A 22,867-nucleotide genomic window follows, 5' to 3' on the forward strand; every position below is an offset into this window, starting at 1 on the left:
CCGGCGATCCCGGTCACCTCCGAGCCGTCACCACCGCACCGGCCATCAGCCGTACGCCGTCCCGGATCCGCGCGGGGGACAGATGGGCGTACCCCATCACCAGCCGCACACCCGCCTGCCCGGCACGCCCGGCATCTCCGGCGTCCCCGGCGCGCGCGTGTACGTAGTCCGACAGCGGGCGCACCGCCACACCGGCCTCGCGTACGCGCGCGAGGAACCGCTCCTGCGGGCCGTACCGTTCCGGCAGTGCGGCGATGACATGCAGCCCCGCCGCGATCCCGGTCACCTCCGAGCCCGGAAAGTGCTCTTCCAGCGCCGCGACGAGGGCGTCACGCCGCTCCCGGTACGCGCGCTGGCAGCGGCGCAGCTGGCGGTCGTAGTCGCCGCGTTCCACGAACCGGGCGAACAGCGCCTGGTCCAGGGTGGGATGGCCGAGGTCCATGGTCCGCTTGCGTTCCACGACCTCCTCGGCCAGCGCCTCGGGCACGAGCAGCCAGCCGAGCCGCAGCCCCGGTGCGAGGGACTTGCTGACCGACCCCGCGTACGCGACCCGCTCCGGATCGAGGCCCTGGAGCGCGCCCACGGGAGCCCGGTCGTAGCGGAAGTCGCCGTCGTAGTCGTCCTCCAGTACGTAGCCGTCGACGGACCGCGCCCAGTCGAGCAGTTCGGCACGGCGCGGGGCGGAGTAGGCGATGCCGGTCGGGAACTGATGGGCCGGCGTGGTGACCACGGACCGTACTCCCGACTCCCGCAGCGGGCCGACGGTGAGCCCCTCCTCGTCCGTGGGCACCGGCACGGTGGTCACGCCCGCGGCCGCGTACAGGGCGTCGTGCTGCGGGCTTCCGGGGTTCTCGACCCCGACTTCGCGCATCCCGCGCGCGTGCAGCACGAAGCCCAGCACCGCCGTGGCCTGCGACACCCCGGAGACGACCAGGAGGCGCTCGGGGTCCGCGACCACGCCTCGGCGGCGCGCGAGCAGTTCCGCGAGGGCGGTGCGCAGCCGGGGCAGCCCGCGTGGATCGGGATAGCCGAGTTCGTGGTGCGGCAGCCCGGCCAGTACGGCGCGCTGTGCGGCGGCCCAAGCGGCGCGCGGGAACAGCGACACATCCGGCGTCCCGGCCACGAAGTCGGCCCCCGTGCCGGCGGAGCGCGGAGCGAGGTCACGCGCGCGGGGCCGGGCGGCCCGGACCGCGTCGCCTACCCAGGTCCCGGCACCGCGCCCGCTGCGCAGATACCCCTCCGCCGTCAACTGCTCGTAGGCCTCGGTGATCAGCCCGCGTGACACCCCTAGGTCGGCCGCCAGGTCCCGGCTCGACGGCAGCCGCGTCCCCGGCAGCAGCCGCCCCGAACGCACCGCCTCGCGCAGCGCGGCCTGAAGCGAACGCCCACGCGCGCGTGCCGGCGCCGACGCGGCGGGGAGCAGCAACTCCCAGGCCGGGGAGCCGGCCGGCAGGTCCGGATTGGTCCGCGATGACGTCATGAGAGTGGACCTTAATGCGGACCGCCGCCGTTCCTAACGTCGTGCCATGAACGCCACCACCACACGCGGCGCCCTCCTCGCAGCGCTCGCCTGCGTCCTCGTCGGAGGTTCCTTCACCGCCAACAGCCTGCTCGGCGAGTACCCGTACGCGGGCGGCCAGTTCCTCCGCTACGGACTGGCGTGTCTGCTGCTTCTGCCGAGCCTCGGAGCGGGCGCCCGGGCCCGGCTGCGGGCTCTCACGCGCCGCCAGTGGGCCCGCCTCGCGCTGCTCGCCGCGATCGGCATGGTCGGCTTCAACCTCGCGGTGATCGCCGCCGAACGCACTGCCGAACCGGCCGTCCCGGGCGTCTTCGTCGGCTGTGCGCCGGTGGTCGTGGTCGTCCTGGTCCCCCTGCTGGAGCGGCGCCGGCCGAGCCGCGGGGTGCTGGGCGGCGCGTCGCTCGTGGTTGCCGGTGCCTGCGCGGTCCAGGGGTGGGGCCGCACGGACGGCACCGGCATCGCCTTCTCGGCGTGCGCGCTGGCCGGCGAGGTCGGGTTCGCGGTGCTGGCCGTGCCCGTGCTGCGGCCGCTCGGCCCGCGTCCGCTGTCGGCCGTCGTGTGCGGTGTCGCGGCCGTCGAGTCAGCCGTGGCGGGGGCGATCCTCGACGGCGGCGCCTGGCTGCGCCGCCCGGACACCACCGAGACCGCGGCCCTGCTGTGGCAGTCGGTGATCGTGACGGTCGTGGGGTTCGTGTGCTGGTACATGGGCATGCAGCGGCTCGGTGCAGAACGCGCCACCTTGTTCTCCGGGCTCATCCCCGTCGCGGCCGCCTGCACCGCACCGCTCGTCGGAACCGGCTCCTACGGCGTCCCGCAGGCCCTCGGCAGTGCGCTGGTCGGCGCGGGCGTCGTCCTGGGCTGCCGTGCCCGCCCACCGGCCCCGGAGCAGCCACCGACGCACCGGCCGCCGAACCACGCGCCGCTCACGCGTCAACAGGATTGAACGCCCGCAGGGAAGCGGCCCGCCCGAGCCCGCCGCCCGGAACGCGGCCACCCGCAGGGAAGCGGCCGGCCCAAGCCCGCCCCCCCCGCAACGCGGCCCCCCGCAGGGAAGCAGCCCGCCGACCCACGCGCCCTCCCCGCAACGCGGCCACGCAAAGGGAAGCGGCCGGCCCAAGCCCCCCCGCAACGCGGCCACCCGCAGGGAAGCAGCCCGCCGCCCAAGCCCGCCGCCCGCAACGCGGCCAACCCCGATCCACCGGCACCGCGTTCCAGGGCCGCGACCCGGCCGCCGCCCGTCCCACCCCGCTCAGCGGCTGCCGTCGAGCAGCACCCGCGCGACCAGCGCCGGATCGTCGCTCATCGGCACATGGCCGCATCCGGGCAGCCGCACGAGCCGCGCCCGGGGGATGATCCGCTTCGCCCGGACCCCCTGCCGGGGCACGAGCAGCCGGTCCTTGCTGCCCCACGCCACCGTGACCGGAATCTCCGAGACATCGTCGGTGAACCGCACCTCCCGGCCCGACCGGAGCGTCTCGAAGAAACCTTCCGCGCGGGCCAGTCCGACCGTCTCGGCGACCACGGACTCGGGCGAACGGCGGCCCGGACGGGCGTAGATGGTGCTGGTCAGGGCGGCGCGGCCGGCCGCCGAGCGGGACAGCCACTCGACGAGGGGCAGCGGCATGCGCTCGGCGGTCCGCCGCATCCCGGTCAGGACGGTGAAGGCGTACTGCCGCTCCAGCTGCGACCAGAAACCCGCCGGGGACAGGGCGGTGACGGACCGCGCGAGCTTCGCCCGGCCGAGATCGAGGGCCAGGAGTCCGCCGAGCGAATTGCCCGCGACGTGCGGCCGTTCCAGTTCCAGGGCCTCGCACATCGCGGCGAGCGCGAGGCTCATCGTCGGCAGGTCGTGCGTCATCCCCTTCGGCATCGACGGCGACTGTCCGCACCCCGGCAGGTCGACGGCGATCACCTCGCGCTCGTGCGCCAGCACGGGAATGACCGGGTCCCACACCTGGCGGTGGTGGCCGATGCCGTGCAGCAGGAGAAGGGGTTCGCCGGTGCCCTCGCGCGCGTAGGAGAGGTTCATGCTCTGCGGACCGTACGGGGTGGGGACTTCGAAGGAGACGGTGGCGGACATGCTGCTCCTCGTCGGGCTCATGGGCCGGGCATGGGGTAGACAGCCTGTCAGCAATTGCTACCGGCGGGTAGACCCCCGGGGCGAGTCCCGTCCGTCCCGCCGGTTGTCGCCTGGACAGGGCGGCACGGGTGGGCTGGGATGGTGCGGTGGCCACCGACATCGAGACCGACGTGTTCGAAGAGCATCGCCCCGTCCTGCTCGGGGTCGCCTACCGCATGCTCGGGCGGGTGGCTGACGCGGAGGACGTGGTGCAGGAGGCGTGGCTGCGCTGGTCCGGCGCCGACCGCTCCGAGGTGCGCGAGCCGCGCGCCTACCTGGTGCGCATCACCACACGCCTCGCCATCGACCGGCTGCGCCAGGTCAAGGCACGCGGTGAGACCTATGTCGGCCCCTGGCTGCCGGAGCCGTACGTCACCGACTTCGGCGACACCGTCCAGGACACCGCCGAGCGCGCGGTCCTCGCCGACTCCGTCTCGTTCGCCGTCCTCGTCGTCCTGGAGGCGCTGTCGCCGCTGGAGCGGGCCGTGTTCGTCCTGAGGGAGGCCTTCGGCTACCCGTACGGAGAGATCGCCGTCATGCTCGACCGCTCGGAGACGGCCGTACGGCAACTGTCCGGGCGGGCCCGCAGACACGTCGACGAGCGACGACCGCGCTACGAGGTCGACCCCGCCCTGCGACGCGACCTCACCGAGCGGTTCCTGGCCGCCGCCGCGGAGGGCGATCTGGAAGGGCTGATGTCACTACTGGCCCCGGACGTCCGGCTGGTCGGCGACAGCGGCGGCAAGGCGAAGGCGCCGCTGCGGGTCCTGGAGACGGCCGACCACGTGGGCCGCTTCCTCGTCGGCGCCGCACGCAAGGGCGACGTCCCCGACGCGTCCTTCCACTTCGTGGAGGTCAACGGCGGCCCCGCGCTGCTGATCCGGTCCGGCGACAAGCCCGACAGCATCTTCCAACTCGAGGTGCTGGACGGGCGGATCCAGTCCGTCTACATCATCCGCAACCCCGACAAGCTGACGTCGCTGGCCACCGCGTAGCGCCGGCCGGCGCTCGTGCGGCCAGAACCGCGCGAGCCGTTCCGTGAACGTTCCCGGCGATTGGTATTGACCAAGGGTGAGCGCCGCCCTATCGTCGCTGATAAGTGCAACAACCTTTAATAAACAAGGGCGCTAAAACGCCGCCGGGCCACGGCGATTGCGGAGGACAGGGTGGGGACCACGCAACTGGAATCGGTGCCGGAACCGAAGTACTGGCATCTGAGGACCGTGCTCACTGAGGCACTGGACTCGGAGTTCTCGGTGGGCGAGATCCTGCCCAACGAGCGTGATCTGGCGGCCCGCTTCGGCGTCGCCCGAGCCACTCTCCGCCAGGCCCTCGAACAGCTGGAGCTGGAAGGTAGGCTCCAGCGCCGCCGCGGCGTCGGTACGACCGTCGCGCCGCCGCGCGTCGGTGTGGCCGTCGGCAGCGAGCAGCACGCCTGGCCGGGTGCGGCCGACGACGTCTGGCAGGCCGCGGACTGCGCGCTCGCGGTCGCGCCCGCCTCCGTCGCCGACGCCCTCGAATGCGGCCAGGACGAGCCCGTGCACATCGTGCGCCGCTCGCGCGTGACGCACGGCCAGCCCGTCGCCGCCGAGCTGCTCTACATCCCGCAGTCGTCGGTGCCCGACCTCTCCGGCATCGACGCCCCGTCCGGGACGGCACGCGCGCGTGCCGTGCTGCGCGAGCTGCACCGCATGGGTCTTGAGGGCCGGGAGAGCGCCGTCGAGCTGGGCTCGGCCCGCGCGGACGACGCCAAGGAACTGGACCGCCTGCCGGGGGCCCCGGTCCTCGTGGTGACCACCCGCTACCTCGCCGAGGGCCGCACCGTCGCTCTCTCCGTCGCCACCTACCGCGCGGACACCTGCCGGCTCACTTTCGGCGACTCCGGTGGCGTGGAGATACACGAGGACGCGCAGCGCCGGGCGTCCTGACCGACCGCTCTTTCGGCCGACATACGCCTGCGCCCCGGATCCCGTCCGGGGCGCACGGCGTTCAAGGGCAGGCGGCCATCCACGCGGAAGGCCGTCAACGTCGGCCGGTGACCGTCCCCTCCACCGCGAACAGCTGCTCCTCCACATGGTCGAGGGCGAGCCGCAATGCGCCGGTGGCCACCGCCGCCTCGCCGAGGAGCGACAGGGCGACATTGGGCGGGCGCAGGCAGTAGCGGGCCAGTTCGCGGCGCAGCGGCTCCAGCACACCGTCCAGGCCGGCCGCCCAGCCGCCGACCACGACGAGTTCGGGGTCGAGGGCGAGGACGAGCGCGGCCACGTCGTGGACGAGACGCTGGATGAAGCGGTCGACGGCCGCGCGGGCCCGCTGGTCGCCCTCGCGGGCCTGCGCGAACACCGCGGCGACGGCGTGCTCGTCCAGCGGACGCAGCGGCTCGTCCGTGGTGGACAGCAGCGTCTCCGGTGTCGCCTCGCGGCCCAGCAGATGCAGCGCGCCGATCTCACCGGCCGCCCCGCCGAACCCCCGGTGCAACTTCCCGCCGATCAGCGAACCCGCGCCCGGACTCAGCCCGGCCAGCACGAACACCACATCGTCGGACTCCGTCGCGGAACCCTTCCAGTGCTCGGCGACTGCCGCCGCGTTCGCGTCGTTCTCCACCAGCACCGGGCACTTGAAGGACCGGCTCAGCCGCTCGCCCAGCCGCAGCCCCGTCCACTCCGGCAACGCGGCGCCCAGCCGCACCGTGCCGTCCGCCTCCACGATGCCCGGCGTGGCCACCCCCACGGCCCGCAGCGAGCCGCGCGCGACCCCCGCCCGGCGCAACAGCTCCGCGACCGCCGTACGCACCCGCTCCAGCCGCTCGTCCGCCGGAGCCGCCTCGTCCACGTCCTTGGCGATGGCGCCGAGCACCCGGCCGTCCAGGTCGGCCAGGAGCGCGGCGATCCGATGCGCGCCGATCTCCACGCCCAGCAGATGGCCCGCCTCGGCCCGGAACCGGAACCGCCGCGCGGGCCGCCCCTGACGCCGCGCGACACTCTCGTCCGCCGCCTTCTCGACGACGTACCCCGCGTCGATGAGCCCCTCGACGACGCCCTCGACGGTCGGCCGGGACAGTCCGGTCACCCGCGTGATCTCCGTCAGCGTGGCGGCGTCCGTGGCACGCAGCGCGTGCAGCACCACCGCGGAGTTGATCCTTCGCAGCAGCGAGGGATCCCCGCCGGTCAGCTGCCCCAACGTCCGTCCTTCCAGCTCGTGGCCATGTTGGGCGGATGGTACTCGCCGGGACGGACCCCGGCGAGTCGCTCCGCCGGAATGCCCGACGGGGCCGTGCTCGGCCCGCGCCACCTTCGTAGCCGATCACGCTCACCCAGGGGCCACGAACCCCGACTCGTACGCCGTGATCACCGCCTGCGTGCGATCCCGCGCCCCCAACTTCGCGAGGACGGCGCTCACATGGGACTTCACCGTCTCCGTGCCGACCACCAGCCGGGCGGCGATCTCCGCGTTCGACAGCCCGCGCGCCATCAGCCTCAGCACCTCGGCCTCCCGCTCGGTCAGCCGGGCCCGCTCCAGGACCGCACGCGCCGCCCGGTTCCCGCCGTCGTCGCCGTACTGCGCGGCCAGCTGCCGCACCGACGCCGGGAACAACAGCGACTCGCCCTCGGCGACCAGCCGCACCGCGTTAACGATCTCGACCGGCCGTGCCCGCTTCAGCAGGAACCCGTCGGCGCCGGCGCGCAGCGCCTCGTACACGTACTCGTCGTTCTCGAAGGTGGTGACGACGAGGATCTTCGGCGGCTCGTCGACCGTGCGCAGCACCGCGCGCGTGGCCTCGATCCCGTCCAGCAGCGGCATCCGTACGTCCATGGCGACCACGTCCGGCCGCAACTGCCGCACCAGCGGAATCACCGCCGCCCCGTCGGCCGCCTCCCCGACGACCTCGATGTCCGGCTGGGCCTCCAACACGGCCCGCAGACCCGCGCGGACGAGAGGTTCGTCGTCGACGAGGAGAACGGTCACCGGCATCCGGCCAGCCTAGATCAACTCACCGGCAGCTCCACATGCACCTGCCAGTCACCTTCGTGGGGACCGGTCCGCGCGTGTCCGCCCAGCAGGGCGGCGCGCTCGCGGATGCCGCGCAGCCCGCTGCCGCTACCGGGCCCGGGTATCTCCGCGGTGAGCGGATTGCGGATCTCCAGGGTGAGCGTGCCGTCCGTGACGGCGATGCGGACGGCGGCCGGGACCGGGCCCGCGTGCCGCAGCACATTGGTCAGCGACTCCTGGAGGATGCGATAGCCCTCCCGGGACACGGGACCGGGCACCGAGTCCAACGGGCCCGTCGTCTCGATGTCGACCTTCGCGCCCGACGCCCGCGCGGACTCCAGCAGCCGGTCCGCGTCCGTGAGCGTCGGCCGGCCGCCGACCGGCCGCGGTGACTCGCGCAGGACGCCGAGGACCCGCTCCAGGTCCTCCAGGGCGGCCCGGCCGGTCTCCTCGATGGCGGCCAGGGCCCGGTCGGTGAAGGCGGGATCACCGGCCGCTCGGGCGGCGCCCGCCTGGACGACGGCCACGGTCAGGGCGTGGCCGATGGAGTCGTGGAGCTCGCGGGCGATGCGGTTGCGCTCCAGGAGTTGCTCGGTGCGCTCCTCCAGCGCGGCCAGGCGCTCCGCGGGGGAGGGGCCGAGGAGACGGACCGCGAGTGCCGTGATGAGCCGGCCCGAGGCGACCACGGTCACCGCGAGCGCGACCAGGGGGACAGGCGCGAACAGGAACTGCCACCAGGGGCCGGCGTCGCGGAGCCACAGCCCGCCCTCGGTGAAGTCACCGGTGAACGGCGCCGACAGCAGGTTCACCGTGGCGAAGACCAGTCGGGCGCTGACGACCGCGGTCGCGCAGCCGAGCAGCAACCGCGCCTCCAGCCATACGACCAGCCGCCCCCTCTCGCCCCAGGAAGCGGACGGCGCGACGACGATGTCGGTGTTCTCCACGTCCTCCCGATGAGCGGTCAGCAGCAGTCTCGCCTGGAGCCCCTCCACGGTCCGCATCGCGGGCACCAGCCCGGCGGGGGCGAGCACCGCGCCGGCCACCACCCACGTCCACCAGGCTTCCTCGACGAACAGCCACATGCTCGGCCACACAACGGCGATGCACAGATGCAGCCATCGTGTGTACGTCACCGCCCGACCGAACGGGCGCAGCAAGCGGACCATTTCGTCATCGTGCCAGCCGCCACTGACAACGGACCTCCCCCGCTCGGGGGAGACGATCTCCACCGGCGGGGGAGGAGCCGACCCGCCCCACCGGGCCAGGCTGCTGCCATGACCAGCATCGAATTCCGGGCCCTCACCAAGGAGTACGGCACCCGAAGAGCCGTCGACGACCTCACCTGTACCGTCCTCCCCGGCCGTGTCACCGGCTTCCTCGGGCCCAACGGCGCCGGAAAGTCCACCACCATGCGGCTCGTCCTCGGCCTCGACCGGCCGACCTCCGGAACCGCCACGATCGGCGGCCGCGCCTACCCGAGCCTGCGCGAACCCCTGCGCCACGTGGGCGCGTTGCTCGACGCCCAGGCCGCGCACGGCTCCCGCACCGGCCGCGACCACCTGCGCGTCCTCGCCGCGAGCAACCGCATCGCCGATCGCCGGGTGGACGAGGTGCTGGAGGAGACCGGGCTCGCCTCGGTCGCGCGGCGCAGGGTGCGGACGTACTCGCTCGGCATGCGTCAGCGGCTCGGTATCGCGGCGGCCCTGCTGGGCGACCCCGAGGTCGTCCTGCTCGACGAGCCGTCCAACGGACTCGACCCCGAAGGCATCATCTGGATCCGCCAGTTGCTGCGCCGGCTCGCCGGGCAGGGGCGCACGGTCCTGGTCTCCAGCCACCTGATGACCGAGACCGCGGCCTTCGCCGACCATCTCGTCGTGCTCGGCCGGGGCCGTCTGCTCGCCGACACCCCGATGCGGGAGTTCATCCACGCGCGCGTGGAACCCCGGGTCCGTGTGCGCACCACGGACGCCCGGGCACTGGAGTCAGCGCTCGCCCGGCACGGGCACGACGCCGTCCGGCACGAGGACGGGCACTGGACGGTGCGCCACGCGCGCGTGGACGACATCGGCCGGCTCGCCTCCGAGGCGGGCGTCTCGCTCCTCGAACTCGCTGCCGAGGAGGGCACATTGGAGCAGGCGTATCTGGACCTGACCGCGACCGAGGCCGAGTTCACCGCACAGCCCCAGGAGGCCTGATCATGACATTCGCGCCGGTACTCCGTTCGGAATGGCTCAAGATCCGTACGCTGCGCTCGATGCCGGGAGCGCTGCTCGCGCTGTGGGCCGTGACCACGGCGTTCTCCGCCCTGGCAGGCGCCGAGGGGAGTTCCGACCCGGACTTCGACCCGCTCTTCAGCGCCCTGTCCGGTGTCCTGCCCGGTCAGATCGCCGCCATCTCGTTCGGCGCGTCGGCCGTCTCGTCGGAGTACCACGGGGGTGCGCTCCGACTGTCGCTCGCCTCGGTGCCGCGCCGCGGGCTGTGGTTCGCCGCCAAGACGACGGCCATCGCCGCGGCCGCACTGCTCGCCGGACTGGTCACCGCGGGCACGGCGTTCGCCGTCGGACGCGCGGGACTCGGTTCGGCGGCGAGCGGCCTCACGACGGCCGAGCAGGTGCGCGGGGTCCTGGGCTGCGGGGTCTACCTCATGCTCATCGCCCTGTTCGCGGCGGGCCTCACCGCACTGCTGCGCAGCGGAGTCGCCACGCTCTCCCTGCTCATCCCGTTCATCCTCGTGGTGTCCTTCGTCATCGGCGACGCCGCCGGAACCCTGGCGGACCTCATGCCCGACAAGGCCGGCCAGATCGCCCTCCACCAGACGTACGACGGCACACTCGGGCCGTGGTCGGGGCTGGCGGTGACCGCGCTGTGGACGACGGCCGCGCTGCTCGCGGGGGCGTGGAGCGTGCGACGCCGGGACGCCTGACGGCGGCAGGCGACTGACGCCCCGCCAATTGTCAGTGGCGGCGGCAATACTGGATCACATGGACGTCGCGAAGGATCTCGCCCTGACCGACCTGCTGTGCACCCGGGACTTTCCCGCGGAGCACGGCAGGACGGAGTTCGCCCTGGGCGGACCGGGCTACTACATGACCGAGTTAGGGCCCGGCTCGTGGCCGAGCAGGGACGACCTCTACGCCCATGAGGCCGCCCTGGTCCTGCGGTTCGACGAGCGATGGGGAAAGGCGGAGCGCTGGGGCAGCGTGACCCTTCAGGAGCGCGGTCTGCGCGGAGAGGACATACCCGAGCCCTGGGCCGAGTTCGGCACCAGGGCCGACGACCTGCGCACCTGGAGCGCGACCGGCACGGGCCGCTGGGTCAATCTGGCCGTCTCCGACCGTGACCCCGAGGCCGAGCCCGCACTCCTTCTGATGGTCACCGAGATAGACCCGCCCTGAGGGGCACCGAGACGGCCCCCCCATGACCCGTCAGGTGCCGGCGCCGGCCGCCACCCGCAACCGTCCGAACTCCTCCGCCATCGTCGCGGCCGTCCAATGCGCGTTCAGCCCACTCGGGTTCGGCAGCACCCACAACCGGGTGTCCCCGATGATCCGCTCCTGCGGACCCACCCGCGCCCCACGGTCGTCGAACGCCGCTCGATAGGCGGTGACCCCGACGACGGCCAGCCAACGCGGCCGCAGCCGTGCCACCTTCGCCGTCAGCAGCCGCCCGCCCTCCTGGTACTCCCGCGCGCTCAGCTCGTCGGCCCGCGCGGTCGCCCGCGCGACGACGTTCGTGATACCCAGTCCGTAGGACGGCAGTTCGCCCTGCTCCGACGGTTTCAGCAGCCTCGGCGTGAAGCCGGACAGGTGCACAGTTATCTGCACCATCTCTTCTCGTTGGTCTCGGTGATGGTCCCCGAGGTCAACGAGGAGAGTGAAAATGGATCTTCGACACGAACTCACGGAGGGGCGGGCGGATATCCCCCGCGTCGGGGCGGTGTTCCCTGCGCGGGGCGCTCATCCGCCGTACATCGTCGTCAACGGGTATGACGACGAGATCGAACCGGTCACTGCGTATCTGCGTGACCTGGCTCTGAACGACAGCAGTCCGCTGACGGTCCGCAGCTACGGGTACGGGCTGCTGCGCTGGTTTAGGGTGCTGTGGCTGCTCGGGGTGGCCTGGGAGAAAGCGACCGAGGCCGAGACGGCGGTGTTGGCCGGGTGGCTCCGGACGGCTGCCCCGTACTGCACATCAACCCGAAGATGCTCGACCGACTCGAAGAACTCGAATTCGACCTTGTGGACCGACTGAGGAGGGCTGAAGAGGAGAACTGGCTCGGCGAAGTCGAAGGAATCAAGTTGACCCTTACCTTCCTCCGTACCAAGCGCGATGAGACGCGAAAGCGAACGAGGCGCCAAGCCGTTGACCTGGGCATCCCAATGTCACGCAAAGAAAAGAAGGACGAGTGAGGGATTCGAGCTAACTCCCGAAGTTCCCCAAGGTATTCTGCGGGTTCTCTGAGGTCCAGAAGCATAGATGAATGCTGGACCTAAGAAAGGTTCGGACCTCCAGGTGAAAGCTCACGAGCATTCAACTTATGCCGGTTACATTGAGGTCACTTGGAGGCAGTAAAGAGGAGTAAGTCAGCAAGTCGAGAAGCTGCGTGAAGGCCATGCTGATCTGCCAGGATGTGATCTCCTGGTCGTTAATGACGTTGATACACGCCTCGATCGATATCTGGTGGCCAATGGCAGCGAGTGCTCCCTCACTGTCCAGGGGAACCGAAGCTTCAACGACAGGCACAGTAATGCCTTCGACTTGTATCTGCTGGACAGGGTGGCGTTCAAGTGCATTGAGGAAGTTTGGGAGGGGCTGAAACCCTGAGAGATCCCCTGTCGGTAGCTGATCCCGCAGATATTGGGCGAGATTGGATTTTCCGAGTACTTTGAAATTAACTGAAGGGAGATCGGGAATTTTTCCCGAAAGATATTGACTGGACAGGACTGCGGCTGCTGCACGTTCCTTGGCTCCCAAACTGCGGGTGGTCGTGCCGAGTAGACGGCGCGCTGATGAGCTTCCTGGCCCTTTGACTTGGGCCAGGAAGCTGAGGACTCCGAGACCTGTCAAGAGCCGAGCATCGCGGGCGCTCAGTGCGTCCCTGATTGCGTGTTCGATCCGGATGCGAGCTTGCTCATGGCGTTGCGCTGCCGTGGCCAAACTATGTGCGGCGCGCTGGAGAACATCGACCCGCGGCGGGCGACCGATGAGCGTGGTTGCATATTCGACCAGCAGATTGTGAAAGCGAGGGTGATGGCGGGTGAAGTCGTCATCCAGGAGGTCGAGCGCCAGTTGCGCACCGGGGACTAGAATCATCGTGACGGCATCCCTGGAGTCATGCGCACGTAGTGCGTTGATCAGGTCGCTGCGCAGGTGCGGACGGTGGGTGAAGATTCCTGCGGCGGCCAGCATCCAGGTGTTACGCCATGAGTAGCTGGCAGCGAGAGATTCGAGTCGGGGAACAATTTCAGCCTCAGGGCCGGAGATCAACGCTCGGGCAGCCATGTATTCCTGAAGGCTTCGTACTTCGAAGCCGATGTAACCGGCATTCGGGGCAACGAGCAGGACAAGTCGGTCGGTTGCCGCTTCCAGCAGACGGCTGGCCAGGACTTCGGCCTCGTTCTGGTCCTCGGTTTCCTCGTGTAGCCGTTGCCGGATGTGCTCGCGAAGCTCATCATCCTCGATCACCGCATCCAGTTCCCTTGACTGGGCTGCGCGAGTCTGGAGGAGTATCCCTACGTGTTGGTGAAGCCAGTCGATGTGGAGCCGATGGTCGGCGAGGAGCTGTCCGGTTATTCCAGGCTTATCTACCTCGCGGGCGTATATGGTGTCGTAGTAGGCATCGAAGAGTTCGTAGCGGTTTTGGGGCAGCCGGGCGCGTCGCTCGACGAGCAAAGACATGATGGTCACTTGTAGCGGCGAGCGCAGGAGGCGGGTAGTGCCCTCCTCGGAGATGGCTGTTCTGATTCGTTCTAAGACGGTGTCACGCATGTCGGGGTCATCGCGATGGCGCGCGGCGGCGAGTCGCTCAGCGTAGTGCAATGCGTCACTGTCCGGCATGGGGACCAAAGTGAGGGTCTCGTAGTCGCCGGAGTGGAATTCGCCTTTGTAGCCCTGCGGGCGCGTCGTTGCGATAACAAGGAGATCTGCGTCGATCTGCCGGGCCTCAAGAAGGAAATCAGATATGCGGGACATCACCTCTTCCCGTGTTTCACGTGAGACCACCTCATCGAGCCCATCCAAGACAAGCAGGCACGGCCATGTCCGCAACCAGCGCTTGATGTGGATGCTGGTGACCGGTACGGAACTGCGGTGGCCAACCCTGTCGGCTAGAAAGCGCAGGAGACTGACGTCCTCGCCGCCAAGGATGGCATTGGCGTATTGGTTGAGCGCGATACGAATAGGCCACCGGCGGCCTTGCGGTGGTTGCAGGCCGATCTCTGCGAAATTGCGACGAAGGGCATGCAGGACCGTGCGCGCCTCGGTGGTGAGCAAGTGCTCACCTTCTTCGTCAAGGAGAGCGACGCGATAGGCCTGACATATCAGCTGTCCTAGGGTGCTCTTTCCTTGCCCAGGGCCACCGATCAACACAACGTTCCGGGCTTCCGCTGAGGCGTATCGCGACGGACGTAGAACCGTGTCACCGCGTTCGAGGACGTACGAGGCGACACGCGTGGAGTACGAGTTTGGTCCGTCCTGGTAGATGGGTGCTTGTTCGGCCTGTGGACGCGTGTCACGCTCTCCGAAGGTGGCGCGCAGGTCGACCGCTACGGGCCCGAGTCGCGTCTTTTGATCGTCTGTCTGAGCTCCAGCCTGACCGAGGCGCACCCATTGATCGGACAGGAGTTCCCTGCCGGCGTGCGCGCGGATCAATTCTGCGGTCTCGGCGTCCGCATCGCTGACCGTGGTGAGAAGACGCGAGAGTACATCTCCAGGGGTGATGAAGTGAGCAAATGCCCGGCGGACCCCTTCATGAATGTCGAGGAAGCGGCAAATCTCGTCGCCGTGCCATACAGTCCAGCCCTTTAGAGCAACTTTCGGGTTCTCGGAGTAGGAAGTTATAAGGCGGTCCACGCGAGCGATCCCACCGGTTTCAGGCACGGGCGAGAGGGGCACATTGGTCGTGAAAACTAAGTACTCCGGCATCCGCCCGCGCTTGGAATCAGGGTGCAGCCACGCTTTGAACTCCGCCTCAATCTGACGCTCAAGCCATTCGGTGCCAGAACTAACGCCTTGAGAACGTTGCCTGAACTTGGCCTGTATTACCCCGTAGCCATCCCAAGCTTGCTGTCCATTGGGGTACGGAACCTGGCCGGTAAATGTCGCCTCCCGACCGCCGTCCTTACCGTCGCCGAAGACTGAAACACCGGGGCCAAGCACGCACTTGGCGAGCGCTTGAGACAAATGCTCGAACTCCCGCCACCCCAAACGCGTCAGGTCGTAGTCCATCGGGCAATCCTGGCACAGCGCTCCAGCCCTAACCTACTGATGCGATAACTTCTCCACGAGCTCGCTCGCACCTCGTGGGCCCCTGCGGTGGCACACGATGGGCCGATTGAGGTTAGTGCTGCCCAGCGAACCGTCTCGTCAGTCTTTCGAGTGAAGTGCAGAGAAGCAGCACCGGCCAGAAGCGGTTGCCGGGGCGGGCGAAGTGATGGCCGGTCGCCGCTGTCATCAGACCGGGGTTGATGCCGCAGAACAGCACGTCGAGGCCGTCCGCGACGACGTCCGGCACCAGACGGTCGCGGGCGGCCTCCAACTGCTCGGCGGTGAAGCGCGTCATGCCGGCCGCGACGTCAGAGGATCGCCCCGGGCGTGTAACCGGCGGCCTCCGGGCGCTGCTTGACGATCTCCTCGATCCGGCCGACGACGACGCCGACCTGGTCGGCCGCCGCACCCGTGAAGGACAGCTTGTCGGCCATCAGGGCGTCCAGCGCGGCGCGGTCCAGCGGGATGCGCTCGTCGGCGGCCAGCTTGTCGAGCAGCTCGTTGCGCTCGGCGCCCTGCTCACGCATCGCCAGCGCGGAGGCCACGGCGTTCTCCTTGATCGCCTCGTGCGCGACCTCACGGCCGACGCCCGCGCGCACCGCGCCCATCAGCACCTTGGTGGTGGCGAGGAAGGGCAGGTAGCGGTCCAGCTCACGGGCCACGACCGCCGGGAAGGCGCCGAACTCGTCGAGCACCGTCAGGAACGTCTCCAGCAGGCCGTCCAGCGCGAAGAACGCGTCCGGCAGCGCGACCCGGCGCACCACCGAGCAGGACACGTCGCCCTCGTTCCACTGGTCGCCCGCCAGCTCACCGGTCATCGAGGCGTAGCCGCGCAGGATGACCATCAGGCCGTTGACGCGCTCGCAGGACCGCGTGTTCATCTTGTGCGGCATCGCGGAGGAGCCGACCTGGCCCGGCTTGAAGCCCTCGGTGACCAGCTCGTGCCCGGCCATCAGCCGGATCGTCTTCGCCAGCGAGGACGGCGCCGCCGCCAGCTGCACCAGCGCGGTGACCACCTCGTAGTCCAGCGAGCGCGGGTAGACCTGGCCGACCGAGGTGAACGCCTGCGAGAAGCCCAGGTGCTGAGCGATCCGGTGCTCCAGCTCGGCCAGCTTCGTGGCGTCACCGCCCAGCAGGTCCAGCATGTCCTGCGCCGTGCCGACCGGGCCCTTGATGCCGCGTAGCGGGTAGCGGCCCAGCAGCTCCTCGACGCGCCCGTACGCGACGAGCAGCTCGTCGGCGGCGGTGGCGAAACGCTTGCCCAGGGTGGTGGCCTGCGCGGCGACGTTGTGCGAACGGCCGGCCATGACCAGCTCGCCGTACTCGCCGGCCAGCTTGCCGAGGCGCGCCAGCACGGCGACCGTACGGTCGCGCATCAGCTCCAGCGAGAGGCGGACCTGGAGCTGCTCGACGTTCTCGGTGAGGTCTCGGGACGTCATGCCCTTGTGCACGTGCTCGTGCCCGGCGAGGTCGTTGAACTCCTCGATCCGCGCCTTCACGTCGTGCCGCGTGACCTTCTCGCGCTCGGCGATCGAGGCCAGGTCGACGGTGTCGAGGACGCGCTCGTAGTCGGCGAGCGCCGCGTCCGGCACCTCGATGCCGAGGTCCTTCTGGGCCCGCAGCACGGCGAGCCAGAGCTGCCGCTCCAGCTTCACCTTCTGCTCGGGGGACCAGAGCGTGGCGAGCTCGGTGGAGGCATAACGTCCGGCGAGGACGTTCGGGATGCGGGGCTTGGCGGGCGCAGAAGTCACGTGTACGGAGTTTACCCGGCGCCTCGCGGCCCCCTCGGCCACGCCCACCGAGTGCCCCAGGTCAGAGGTGCCGGTCGGCGCCGGCTGGCGATCGGGTGAATTCCCAGACTGTCGACGCGTCCTGGTTTCCGGGGGCCTCCACATCTCGTTCATAGTCTGCAAGTCGTGGCGAGTTCGAGCGCGCGGCATCACGGCGCCTGCGACGACCTGACGAATTCCGGCAATCGACGAGATCGCGTCAATGACCGACGTCGGCTTCCCCATTCCGATAAGAGAAAGACAACGAGAATGCGACAGGCTTTGACCAGGGGATTGATCGTGGCGGCCGCCGCGACGAGCGCCCTGTCCCTGTACGGCACATGCGCGTCCGCGACCCCAGGAACCCACGGGACCGTGGTGAACTCCGCCGCCGCGCTGTCGGGTCGCACGGACGGCTCGGACGGGCTGGACCAGCTGGACGAGAAACTCGGCAACGTGCACGAGAAAGTCGGCGAGGTGCAGGAGCGGGTCCAGGAGGTGAATGACAGGCTCGACAGACTGGATCTGCCGAGGACCGCCTCCGAGGACACCGTTTCGGAATCCGGGAACTCCGGCTACGGCACCGAGTCACCGAGCTCCGAGGGTTACGGCTACGAGAAGCCGGCCGAGGACGGCTACGGAACCGAGAAGCCGAGCGACCACGGGTACGGATACGGCTCCGAGGAGCCGAGCGACGCCGGCTACGGGTACGGCAGCGAGGAGCCCAGCGGCGACGGCTACGGCTACGGCTCGGACGAACCGAGCGACGCCGGCTACGGCTCCGACGAGCCCAACGACGACGGCTGTGGCTACGGGTACGGCTACGGCTGCGACACGCCCACGCCCACGCCGACCCCGACACCCACCAGGACCGTCACACCGCCGCCCTCCCACGAGCCGACGCCGAGTGCGTCCACGACGCCTCCCGGGAAGCCGACCCACCCCCACCTGCCCGAGACCGGCGCCGAGAGCGTCGTCGGAGGCATCGCCGCCAGTGGCGCGCTGCTGATCGCCGGAACCGTGCTGTACCGGCGGAGCCGGGCCGCCGCACGCCGGTAGGGCGCCGAAAGCCGGGGGACGGCCCGGCTCAGGGCGTAGGACACCGCTCCTGTCGCGGACCGGCGGCAGGAGCGCCTCGCCCCTCCGGCCCGTGCCTTCGGGCCGACCGGGCCTAGGCCATCGGCCCTTCGTAGGGCAGCAGCTCCGGCCGCTTGGCCGGCAGCCCGTCCCCGGACGACCGCCCCGTCAGGCGCCGCCCTATCCACGGCAGCAGATGCTGCCGCGCGAACCGCACGTCAGCGGACCGCCGTGCGACCCACCCCGGCGGCAGGGTGGCCGGGATCGGCGTGCGCCACTCGGTGTCCTCGGGGTCGTAGCCGAGCGCCTGCCACACCGCTTCCGCGACCCGGCGATGCCCGTCGGCCGTCAGATGCAGCCGGTCCACGTCCCACATGCGCGGGTCGGCCAGCGAGGGAGCCCCGTACAGGTCCACGACCATCGCCCCGTGCCGCTCGGCCAGCTCGTCCACGCAGGCGAACAGCTCCTCCATGCGCGGCCGGAACCGCTCCAGGACCGGCCCCTGCCGCCCCGGGCTGCGCATCAGCACCAGCCGGCCGCAGGACGGGGCGAGCTTCTCCACCGCCTCCTCCAGCAGACCGCGCACCCGCCCCATGTCGCACTTGGGGCGCAGCGTGTCGTTGAGCCCGCCGACGAGCGTGATCACATCGGCGTTCATCGCGGCGGCCACGTCGACCTGCTCGGCGACGATCTGCCCGATCAGCTTCCCGCGCACCGCGAGGTTGGCGTACCGGAAGCCGGGTGTGCGGGCGGCCATCCGCCCGGCGAGGAGGTCGGCCCAGCCCCGGTAGGAACCGTCCGGGAGGAGGTCCGACATGCCCTCGGTGAAGGAGTCGCCGACCGCGACCAGGCTGCTGTGTGTGGGGTTCGTGTGCATGGCGACAGAGATGGTATCCCGGGCGCCATACCCGTCGGTCGGTCGCCCCGGGGTACCACCTCGGCAGGGCCGTCAGGCGCGCTGCCCGAACAGCTCCCGCAGCACGTCCTCCATGGTCACCAGCCCGGCCAGCCGTCCGTCGCTGCCGAGCGCGGCGGCCAGGTGCGTACGGCTGCCCCGCATCGCGGTGAGCACGTCGTCCAGCGGCGTGCCCTCCCGGACCCTTGCGATGGGCCGCATGTCCTCCACCTCGAACGGCACGTCCCGCGGGGAGGCGTCCAGCGCGTCCTTCACATGCAGGTAGCCGACGATGTGCCGGCCCTCGTCGACGACCGGGAAACGGGAGAAGCCCGACTCGGCCGACAGCCCCTCCAGCTCCTCCGGAGTGACGCCCACGCGCGCGTAGACGACGCGTTCCAGCGGGAGCACCACGTCGCGCACGGGCCGCCGGCCCAGTTCCAGGGCGTCGTTCAGCCGCTCCCGCGCACGTTCGTCGATCAGGCCGGCCTCGCCGGAGTCCCGCACCAGCCGTGCCAGTTCGGCGTCCGAGAAGGTTGCCGTGACCTCGTCCTTGGTCTCGACGCGCAGCAGCTTCAGCAGCGTGTTGGCGAACGCGTTGACCGTGAAGATCACCGGCCGCAGCGCGCGGGACAGCGTGACCAGCGGCGGACCGAGCAGCAGGGCGCTGCGCACCGGCTCGGCCAGCGCGATGTTCTTCGGCACCATCTCGCCGAGCAGCATGTGCAGATAGGTCGCCACCGCCAGCGCGATCACGAAGGAGACCACGTGCCCGGCGCCCTCCGGCACGCCCACCGCGTGGAAGAGCGGCTCCAGCAGATGCTCGATGGCCGGCTCGGCGACCACACCGAGCACCAGCGTGCACAGCGTGATGCCGAGCTGAGCGGCCGCCATCAGCGCGGACACATGCTGCAAGCCCCACAGCACGCTCTTGGCGCGCCGGTCGCCCTCGTCGGCGTACGGCTCGATCTGGGAGCGGCGTACGGAGATCAGCGCGAACTCGGCGCCCACGAAGAAGGCGTTCACGACCAGGGTCAGAAAACCGATGAACAGCTGTACGGCGGTCATCGCCCGTCCTCCTTCTCGGTCTCCGGAGCGTCGTCGAGCGGCGAGTGCAGCAGCACCCGCGCGGCTCTGCGCCCGGAGGCGTCCACCACGTCGAGCCGCCAGCCGGCGACGTCGACGCGGTCACCGACGGAGGGGATGCGGCCGAGCTCGGCGGCGACGAGCCCGGCCAGAGTCTCGTACGGCCCCTCCGGCACCCGCAGGCCGACGCGCGCGAGGTGGTCGACCCGGGCCGAACCGTCGGCCGAGTACAGCGCCCGGCCCTCGTCGTCACTGCCGGCGGCGGCGATGTCGGGCGTCTCGTGCGGGTCGTGCTCGTCGCGTACCTCGCCGACGACCTCCTCCACGATGTCCTCCAGCGTGGCCACGCCGGCCGTACCGCCGTACTCGTCTATCACCACGGCCATGGTGCGCTTGCCGGACAGCCGGTCGAGGAGCCGGTCGACGGTGAGCGTCTCGGGGACCAGCAGCGGCTCGCGCATCAGCTCGGAGACGGAGACGCGCGGCCGGAGCTCTGCGGGCACCGCCAGGATGTCCTTGATGTGCGCGGTGCCCACGACCGCGTCGAGGCTGTCGCGGTAGACGGGGAACCGGGACAGGCCGGTCGCCCGGGTCGCGTTCGCCACGTCCGCGCAGGTCGCCAGGGCGTCCAGGGCGACGACCTGGACCCGCGGGGTCATGACGTTCTCGGCGGTGAGGTCCGCCAGGTTCAGGGTCCGTACGAACAGCTCGGCGGTGTCCGCCTCCAGGGCGCCCTCCCGCGCGGAGTGCCGGGCCAGGGCGGCCAGCTCCTGGGGTCCGCGCGCGGCGGCGAGCTCCTCGGTCGGCTCGACTCCGAAGCGGCGCACCACGCGGTTCGCCGTGTTGTTCAGATGGCTGATGAACGGGCGGAAGATCGCACTGAACCAGCGTTGCGCGTTGCCGACCCGCTTGGCCACGGCCAGGGGCGAGGAGATCGCCCAGTTCTTGGGCACCAGCTCGCCCACGACCATCAGCACGATGGTCGACAGCGCGGTGCCGATCACCAGCGCGATCGAGCTCGCGGTTGAGCGGGAGACGCCGAGCGACTCCAGCGGGCCGGCGAGGAGCTTGGCGATGGAGGGCTCGGCGAGCATGCCGACGACCAGGTTGGTGACCGTGATGCCGAGCTGAGCGCCGGAGAGCTGGAAGGTCAGGCTCTTCACGGCCTTGAGGGCGCCGGAAGCGCCCCGCTCGCCGCGCTCGGCCGCCCGCTCCAGCTCGCTGCGCTCGACCGTGGTCAGCGAGAACTCGGCCGCGACGAAGGCACCGCAGGCGAGCGACAGCAGGATCGCCACCAGCAGGAGGATCACTTCGGTCATCGGGTCACCTCCGTCCCATGGTCGGACAGGGTGGGGAGGATCGCGCGATGTCTGGGACTGGGAGGCTCGCCCATGGGCGGACGCTCACACCTTTCATTGGAGGACCGAAGCAGTCCCGGCAATAGTAAAGGATCGGCAAAGCTGGTCGATGCCGGGTCGGACGGTGATCGGTTCAGCCGGCGAAGGTTCAGCCGGTCAGAGGCTTCACCCAGCGCCGCCAGTGTTCCTCAGGCGTGTACCCGGCAGCGCGCCAGGCATGATGCGCGGTCTCGTTGCGCTGGAGCACCATCGCGTCGCCCCGGCGCCCGCCGAGCCGTGCGAACCTCTCCTCGGCGGCGCCCAGCAGCGCCGAGCCGATGCCCAGGCGCCGGCGCTCCGGGTGCACCGCCAGCCGGTACAGATGGCAGCGCCAGCCGTCGAAGCCCGCGATCACCGTGCCGACCAGGTCACCCTCCAGCTCCGCCAGGATCAGTGCCTCGGGGTCGCGGGCGACCAGCCGCTCCACGCCCTCCCGGTCGTCGCTGATGCTCGTGCCCTCGGCGGCCGTCTTCCAGAAGGCCAGCACGGAGTCGAGGTCCTCGGCCGTCGCCGGCCGTATCCGCAGATCAGTCATGCCGTGATCCCATCATGGGCGGCGGAGCCGGAAGCGGAATTCCAGTATCCGGACAGCTACTTGCCGCGCAGCCGCGCCATCACCGGGGCGAACGCCTCCATGTACGGCTCCAGGACCGTCAGATACGAGAACCCGTACCGCTCGCGCTGGGCCAGCACCTGCGCGGTGATCTGTTCCAGGGTGCCGGTCATGACGACGGGCAGTGCCAGGGCCTGCTCCAGGGTCAGCTCCGGCACCCGGTCGAGGAGCGGCTGGATCACGGCCTCGCGGTCCTCGGTGACGGTCACGATCTGTAGGAGCAGGTTCAGCTCGGCGGCTCCCGGCCGGTCCGCCGCGAACCGCCGGTAGCGAGCCACCCGTTCGTCGAGCTGCTCGGCCGTGACGGGGAGCAGCCGCCCGGTCGAGCTCTTCGGGTCCGGGTACGCGCCCCCGAATGCCGCGATGTCGGCGTGTTCGGCGGTCAGCCGCAGCACGCGGTCTCCATTGCCGCCGACCAGCAGCGGCACTCGGGGCCGCTGCGTCGGCTGCGGCTGGTACGACGCGTCCCCGAGCAACCGCCCCAGTTCCTCGACCGTGCGCCGCAGATGGTCCACGCGCTCGCGAGGAGTGCCGAACGGCAGACCCGCCGTGTCGTGCTCCGCCCGCACGTAACCCGCGCCCAGCCCCAGTTCCAGCCGGCCGCCGGTCAGCGCGTCGGCCGTCGCCACCTCCCGGGCCAGCAGGGCCGGGTTCCACAGCCCCGCGTTGAGCACGAAAGTGCCCACTCGCGGCCGCTCGGTCGCCTCGGCCGCCGCGACCAGGGCCGGGAACGGCGCGGGCATCCCCAGGTGGTCGGGGACCAGGAGGACGTCGTAGCCGAGCTCCTCGGCCCGACGGCACTTGGCCCGCCACTCGCCGGCCGGGGCGGCGGTCATCAGATTGACGCCGAAGCGGAACGGACGCGGACGGCCTGCGGACTGCGACATGAACTCTCCTCACCCTCAAGGGACTTGAGC

At 70.5% G+C, this 22,867-nt stretch carries 21 protein-coding genes and 1 pseudogene; 8 read left to right on the top strand and 14 right to left on the bottom strand.

Features of this window, described 5'->3' with window-relative positions:
- Positions 1-13 precede the first annotated feature (13 nt).
- Positions 14-1,480: a PLP-dependent aminotransferase family protein gene (locus ACIQWG_RS00770; RefSeq protein ID WP_404088788.1), complete on the bottom strand. Its 1,467-nt coding sequence runs from the start codon at positions 1,478-1,480 to the stop codon at positions 14-16.
- Between the two features lie 46 nt (positions 1,481-1,526).
- Here ACIQWG_RS00770 and ACIQWG_RS00775 point away from each other — a divergent pair, with 46 nt between their 5' ends.
- Positions 1,527-2,462, top strand: a complete 936-nt coding sequence (locus ACIQWG_RS00775) for a DMT family transporter (protein WP_404088790.1) — start codon at positions 1,527-1,529, stop codon at positions 2,460-2,462.
- A gap of 306 nt (positions 2,463-2,768) precedes the next feature.
- On the opposite strand, the gene ACIQWG_RS00780 is transcribed toward ACIQWG_RS00775, so the two are convergent.
- Positions 2,769-3,599, bottom strand: a complete 831-nt coding sequence (locus ACIQWG_RS00780; protein WP_404088792.1) for an alpha/beta fold hydrolase — start codon at positions 3,597-3,599, stop codon at positions 2,769-2,771.
- Positions 3,600-3,745: 146 nt separating this feature from the next.
- On the opposite strand from ACIQWG_RS00780, the gene ACIQWG_RS00785 reads away from it, so the two are divergent.
- Positions 3,746-4,633 (top strand): RNA polymerase sigma-70 factor, encoded by an 888-nt coding sequence (locus ACIQWG_RS00785; protein ID WP_404088793.1) that lies wholly within the window; start codon positions 3,746-3,748, stop codon positions 4,631-4,633.
- Positions 4,634-4,804: 171 nt separating this feature from the next.
- Complete coding sequence (locus ACIQWG_RS00790) at positions 4,805-5,566, top strand: GntR family transcriptional regulator (RefSeq protein ID WP_404088795.1); 762 nt, start codon at positions 4,805-4,807, stop codon at positions 5,564-5,566.
- 94 nt (positions 5,567-5,660) lie between these two features.
- Here the strand turns inward: ACIQWG_RS00790 and ACIQWG_RS00795 are convergent, their stop codons facing one another.
- The 3 genes from ACIQWG_RS00795 to ACIQWG_RS00805 form a co-directional block, all read right to left on the bottom strand.
- Complete coding sequence (locus tag ACIQWG_RS00795) at positions 5,661-6,818, bottom strand: ROK family transcriptional regulator (protein ID WP_404088797.1); 1,158 nt, start codon at positions 6,816-6,818, stop codon at positions 5,661-5,663.
- A 129-nt stretch (positions 6,819-6,947) separates the two neighbouring features.
- Entirely contained in the window at positions 6,948-7,610 is a 663-nt protein-coding gene (locus tag ACIQWG_RS00800; protein WP_404088798.1) for a response regulator, read from the bottom strand.
- Between the two features lie 14 nt (positions 7,611-7,624).
- Positions 7,625-8,794: a sensor histidine kinase gene (locus ACIQWG_RS00805; protein WP_404088800.1), complete on the bottom strand. Its 1,170-nt coding sequence runs from the start codon at positions 8,792-8,794 to the stop codon at positions 7,625-7,627.
- Between the two features lie 108 nt (positions 8,795-8,902).
- On the opposite strand from ACIQWG_RS00805, the gene ACIQWG_RS00810 reads away from it, so the two are divergent.
- From ACIQWG_RS00810 to ACIQWG_RS00820, 3 genes are read left to right on the top strand one after another with little or no spacing between them, the layout of a single operon-like run.
- On the top strand, positions 8,903-9,823 hold the full coding sequence (locus ACIQWG_RS00810) for an ABC transporter ATP-binding protein (protein ID WP_404088802.1): 921 nt from the start codon (positions 8,903-8,905) through the stop codon (positions 9,821-9,823).
- A gap of 2 nt (positions 9,824-9,825) precedes the next feature.
- Positions 9,826-10,551 carry an ABC transporter permease gene (locus tag ACIQWG_RS00815; RefSeq protein ID WP_404088804.1) on the top strand — a complete coding sequence of 242 codons (726 nt, stop codon included), beginning with the start codon at positions 9,826-9,828 and terminating at the stop codon, positions 10,549-10,551.
- 58 nt (positions 10,552-10,609) lie between these two features.
- Positions 10,610-11,023 (top strand): hypothetical protein, encoded by a 414-nt coding sequence (locus ACIQWG_RS00820; RefSeq protein ID WP_404088805.1) that lies wholly within the window; start codon positions 10,610-10,612, stop codon positions 11,021-11,023.
- A gap of 30 nt (positions 11,024-11,053) precedes the next feature.
- On the opposite strand, the gene ACIQWG_RS00825 is transcribed toward ACIQWG_RS00820, so the two are convergent.
- Entirely contained in the window at positions 11,054-11,455 is a 402-nt protein-coding gene (locus tag ACIQWG_RS00825) for a mismatch-specific DNA-glycosylase (RefSeq protein ID WP_404088807.1), read from the bottom strand.
- Between the two features lie 52 nt (positions 11,456-11,507).
- Here ACIQWG_RS00825 and ACIQWG_RS00830 point away from each other — a divergent pair, with 52 nt between their 5' ends.
- Positions 11,508-11,879: a hypothetical protein gene (locus ACIQWG_RS00830; RefSeq protein ID WP_404088809.1), complete on the top strand. Its 372-nt coding sequence runs from the start codon at positions 11,508-11,510 to the stop codon at positions 11,877-11,879.
- Positions 11,880-12,158: 279 nt separating this feature from the next.
- On the opposite strand, the gene ACIQWG_RS00835 is transcribed toward ACIQWG_RS00830, so the two are convergent.
- The 3 genes and pseudogenes from ACIQWG_RS00835 to purB form a co-directional block, all read right to left on the bottom strand.
- Complete coding sequence (locus ACIQWG_RS00835) at positions 12,159-15,074, bottom strand: NACHT domain-containing protein (protein ID WP_404088811.1); 2,916 nt, start codon at positions 15,072-15,074, stop codon at positions 12,159-12,161.
- A 166-nt stretch (positions 15,075-15,240) separates the two neighbouring features.
- A pseudogene (locus tag ACIQWG_RS00840) lies at positions 15,241-15,408 on the bottom strand (uracil-DNA glycosylase family protein); the annotation flags it as partial.
- Between the two features lie 13 nt (positions 15,409-15,421).
- On the bottom strand, positions 15,422-16,864 hold the full coding sequence (gene purB, locus ACIQWG_RS00845) for an adenylosuccinate lyase (RefSeq protein WP_404088813.1): 1,443 nt from the start codon (positions 16,862-16,864) through the stop codon (positions 15,422-15,424).
- Positions 16,865-17,164: 300 nt separating this feature from the next.
- Here purB and ACIQWG_RS00850 point away from each other — a divergent pair, with 300 nt between their 5' ends.
- Entirely contained in the window at positions 17,165-17,941 is a 777-nt protein-coding gene (locus ACIQWG_RS00850) for an LPXTG cell wall anchor domain-containing protein (protein ID WP_404088815.1), read from the top strand.
- A gap of 112 nt (positions 17,942-18,053) precedes the next feature.
- On the opposite strand, the gene ACIQWG_RS00855 is transcribed toward ACIQWG_RS00850, so the two are convergent.
- The 5 genes from ACIQWG_RS00855 to ACIQWG_RS00875 all read right to left on the bottom strand — a co-directional run bounded on the left by ACIQWG_RS00855 (position 18,054) and on the right by ACIQWG_RS00875 (position 22,837).
- Positions 18,054-18,836 (bottom strand): SGNH/GDSL hydrolase family protein, encoded by a 783-nt coding sequence (locus tag ACIQWG_RS00855; protein ID WP_404088817.1) that lies wholly within the window; start codon positions 18,834-18,836, stop codon positions 18,054-18,056.
- A 72-nt stretch (positions 18,837-18,908) separates the two neighbouring features.
- Positions 18,909-19,922 (bottom strand): hemolysin family protein, encoded by a 1,014-nt coding sequence (locus ACIQWG_RS00860; protein ID WP_404088819.1) that lies wholly within the window; start codon positions 19,920-19,922, stop codon positions 18,909-18,911.
- Positions 19,919-21,259 (bottom strand): hemolysin family protein, encoded by a 1,341-nt coding sequence (locus ACIQWG_RS00865; protein ID WP_404088821.1) that lies wholly within the window; start codon positions 21,257-21,259, stop codon positions 19,919-19,921. Before ACIQWG_RS00865 ends, ACIQWG_RS00860 begins: the two co-directional genes overlap by 4 nt.
- 187 nt (positions 21,260-21,446) lie before the next feature.
- Positions 21,447-21,872, bottom strand: a complete 426-nt coding sequence (locus ACIQWG_RS00870) for a GNAT family N-acetyltransferase (RefSeq protein ID WP_404088823.1) — start codon at positions 21,870-21,872, stop codon at positions 21,447-21,449.
- A 56-nt stretch (positions 21,873-21,928) separates the two neighbouring features.
- Complete coding sequence (locus tag ACIQWG_RS00875; RefSeq protein WP_404088825.1) at positions 21,929-22,837, bottom strand: LLM class F420-dependent oxidoreductase; 909 nt, start codon at positions 22,835-22,837, stop codon at positions 21,929-21,931.
- Positions 22,838-22,867 lie beyond the last annotated feature (30 nt).

Source organism: Streptomyces sp. NPDC098781, assembly GCF_044759995.1.
GTDB lineage: Bacteria > Actinomycetota > Actinomycetes > Streptomycetales > Streptomycetaceae > Streptomyces.

What these genes read in the sequence shown, in the direction of transcription:
- ACIQWG_RS00825 (WP_404088807.1), bottom strand. Translation starts at nt 11,455, where the DNA reads ATGGTGCAGATAACTGTGCACCTGTCCGGCTTCACGCCGAGGCTGCTG.
- ACIQWG_RS00875 (WP_404088825.1), bottom strand. Translation starts at nt 22,837, where the DNA reads ATGTCGCAGTCCGCAGGCCGTCCGCGTCCGTTCCGCTTCGGCGTCAAT.
- ACIQWG_RS00800 (WP_404088798.1), bottom strand. Translation starts at nt 7,610, where the DNA reads ATGCCGGTGACCGTTCTCCTCGTCGACGACGAACCTCTCGTCCGCGCG.
- ACIQWG_RS00815 (WP_404088804.1), top strand. Translation starts at nt 9,826, where the DNA reads ATGACATTCGCGCCGGTACTCCGTTCGGAATGGCTCAAGATCCGTACG.
- ACIQWG_RS00775 (WP_404088790.1), top strand. Translation starts at nt 1,527, where the DNA reads ATGAACGCCACCACCACACGCGGCGCCCTCCTCGCAGCGCTCGCCTGC.
- ACIQWG_RS00830 (WP_404088809.1), top strand. Translation starts at nt 11,508, where the DNA reads ATGGATCTTCGACACGAACTCACGGAGGGGCGGGCGGATATCCCCCGC.
- ACIQWG_RS00820 (WP_404088805.1), top strand. Translation starts at nt 10,610, where the DNA reads ATGGACGTCGCGAAGGATCTCGCCCTGACCGACCTGCTGTGCACCCGG.
- ACIQWG_RS00770 (WP_404088788.1), bottom strand. Translation starts at nt 1,480, where the DNA reads ATGACGTCATCGCGGACCAATCCGGACCTGCCGGCCGGCTCCCCGGCC.
- ACIQWG_RS00835 (WP_404088811.1), bottom strand. Translation starts at nt 15,074, where the DNA reads ATGGACTACGACCTGACGCGTTTGGGGTGGCGGGAGTTCGAGCATTTG.
- ACIQWG_RS00860 (WP_404088819.1), bottom strand. Translation starts at nt 19,922, where the DNA reads ATGACCGCCGTACAGCTGTTCATCGGTTTTCTGACCCTGGTCGTGAAC.
- ACIQWG_RS00865 (WP_404088821.1), bottom strand. Translation starts at nt 21,259, where the DNA reads ATGACCGAAGTGATCCTCCTGCTGGTGGCGATCCTGCTGTCGCTCGCC.
- ACIQWG_RS00780 (WP_404088792.1), bottom strand. Translation starts at nt 3,599, where the DNA reads ATGTCCGCCACCGTCTCCTTCGAAGTCCCCACCCCGTACGGTCCGCAG.
- ACIQWG_RS00870 (WP_404088823.1), bottom strand. Translation starts at nt 21,872, where the DNA reads ATGACTGATCTGCGGATACGGCCGGCGACGGCCGAGGACCTCGACTCC.
- ACIQWG_RS00855 (WP_404088817.1), bottom strand. Translation starts at nt 18,836, where the DNA reads ATGCACACGAACCCCACACACAGCAGCCTGGTCGCGGTCGGCGACTCC.
- ACIQWG_RS00805 (WP_404088800.1), bottom strand. Translation starts at nt 8,794, where the DNA reads ATGGTCCGCTTGCTGCGCCCGTTCGGTCGGGCGGTGACGTACACACGA.
- ACIQWG_RS00810 (WP_404088802.1), top strand. Translation starts at nt 8,903, where the DNA reads ATGACCAGCATCGAATTCCGGGCCCTCACCAAGGAGTACGGCACCCGA.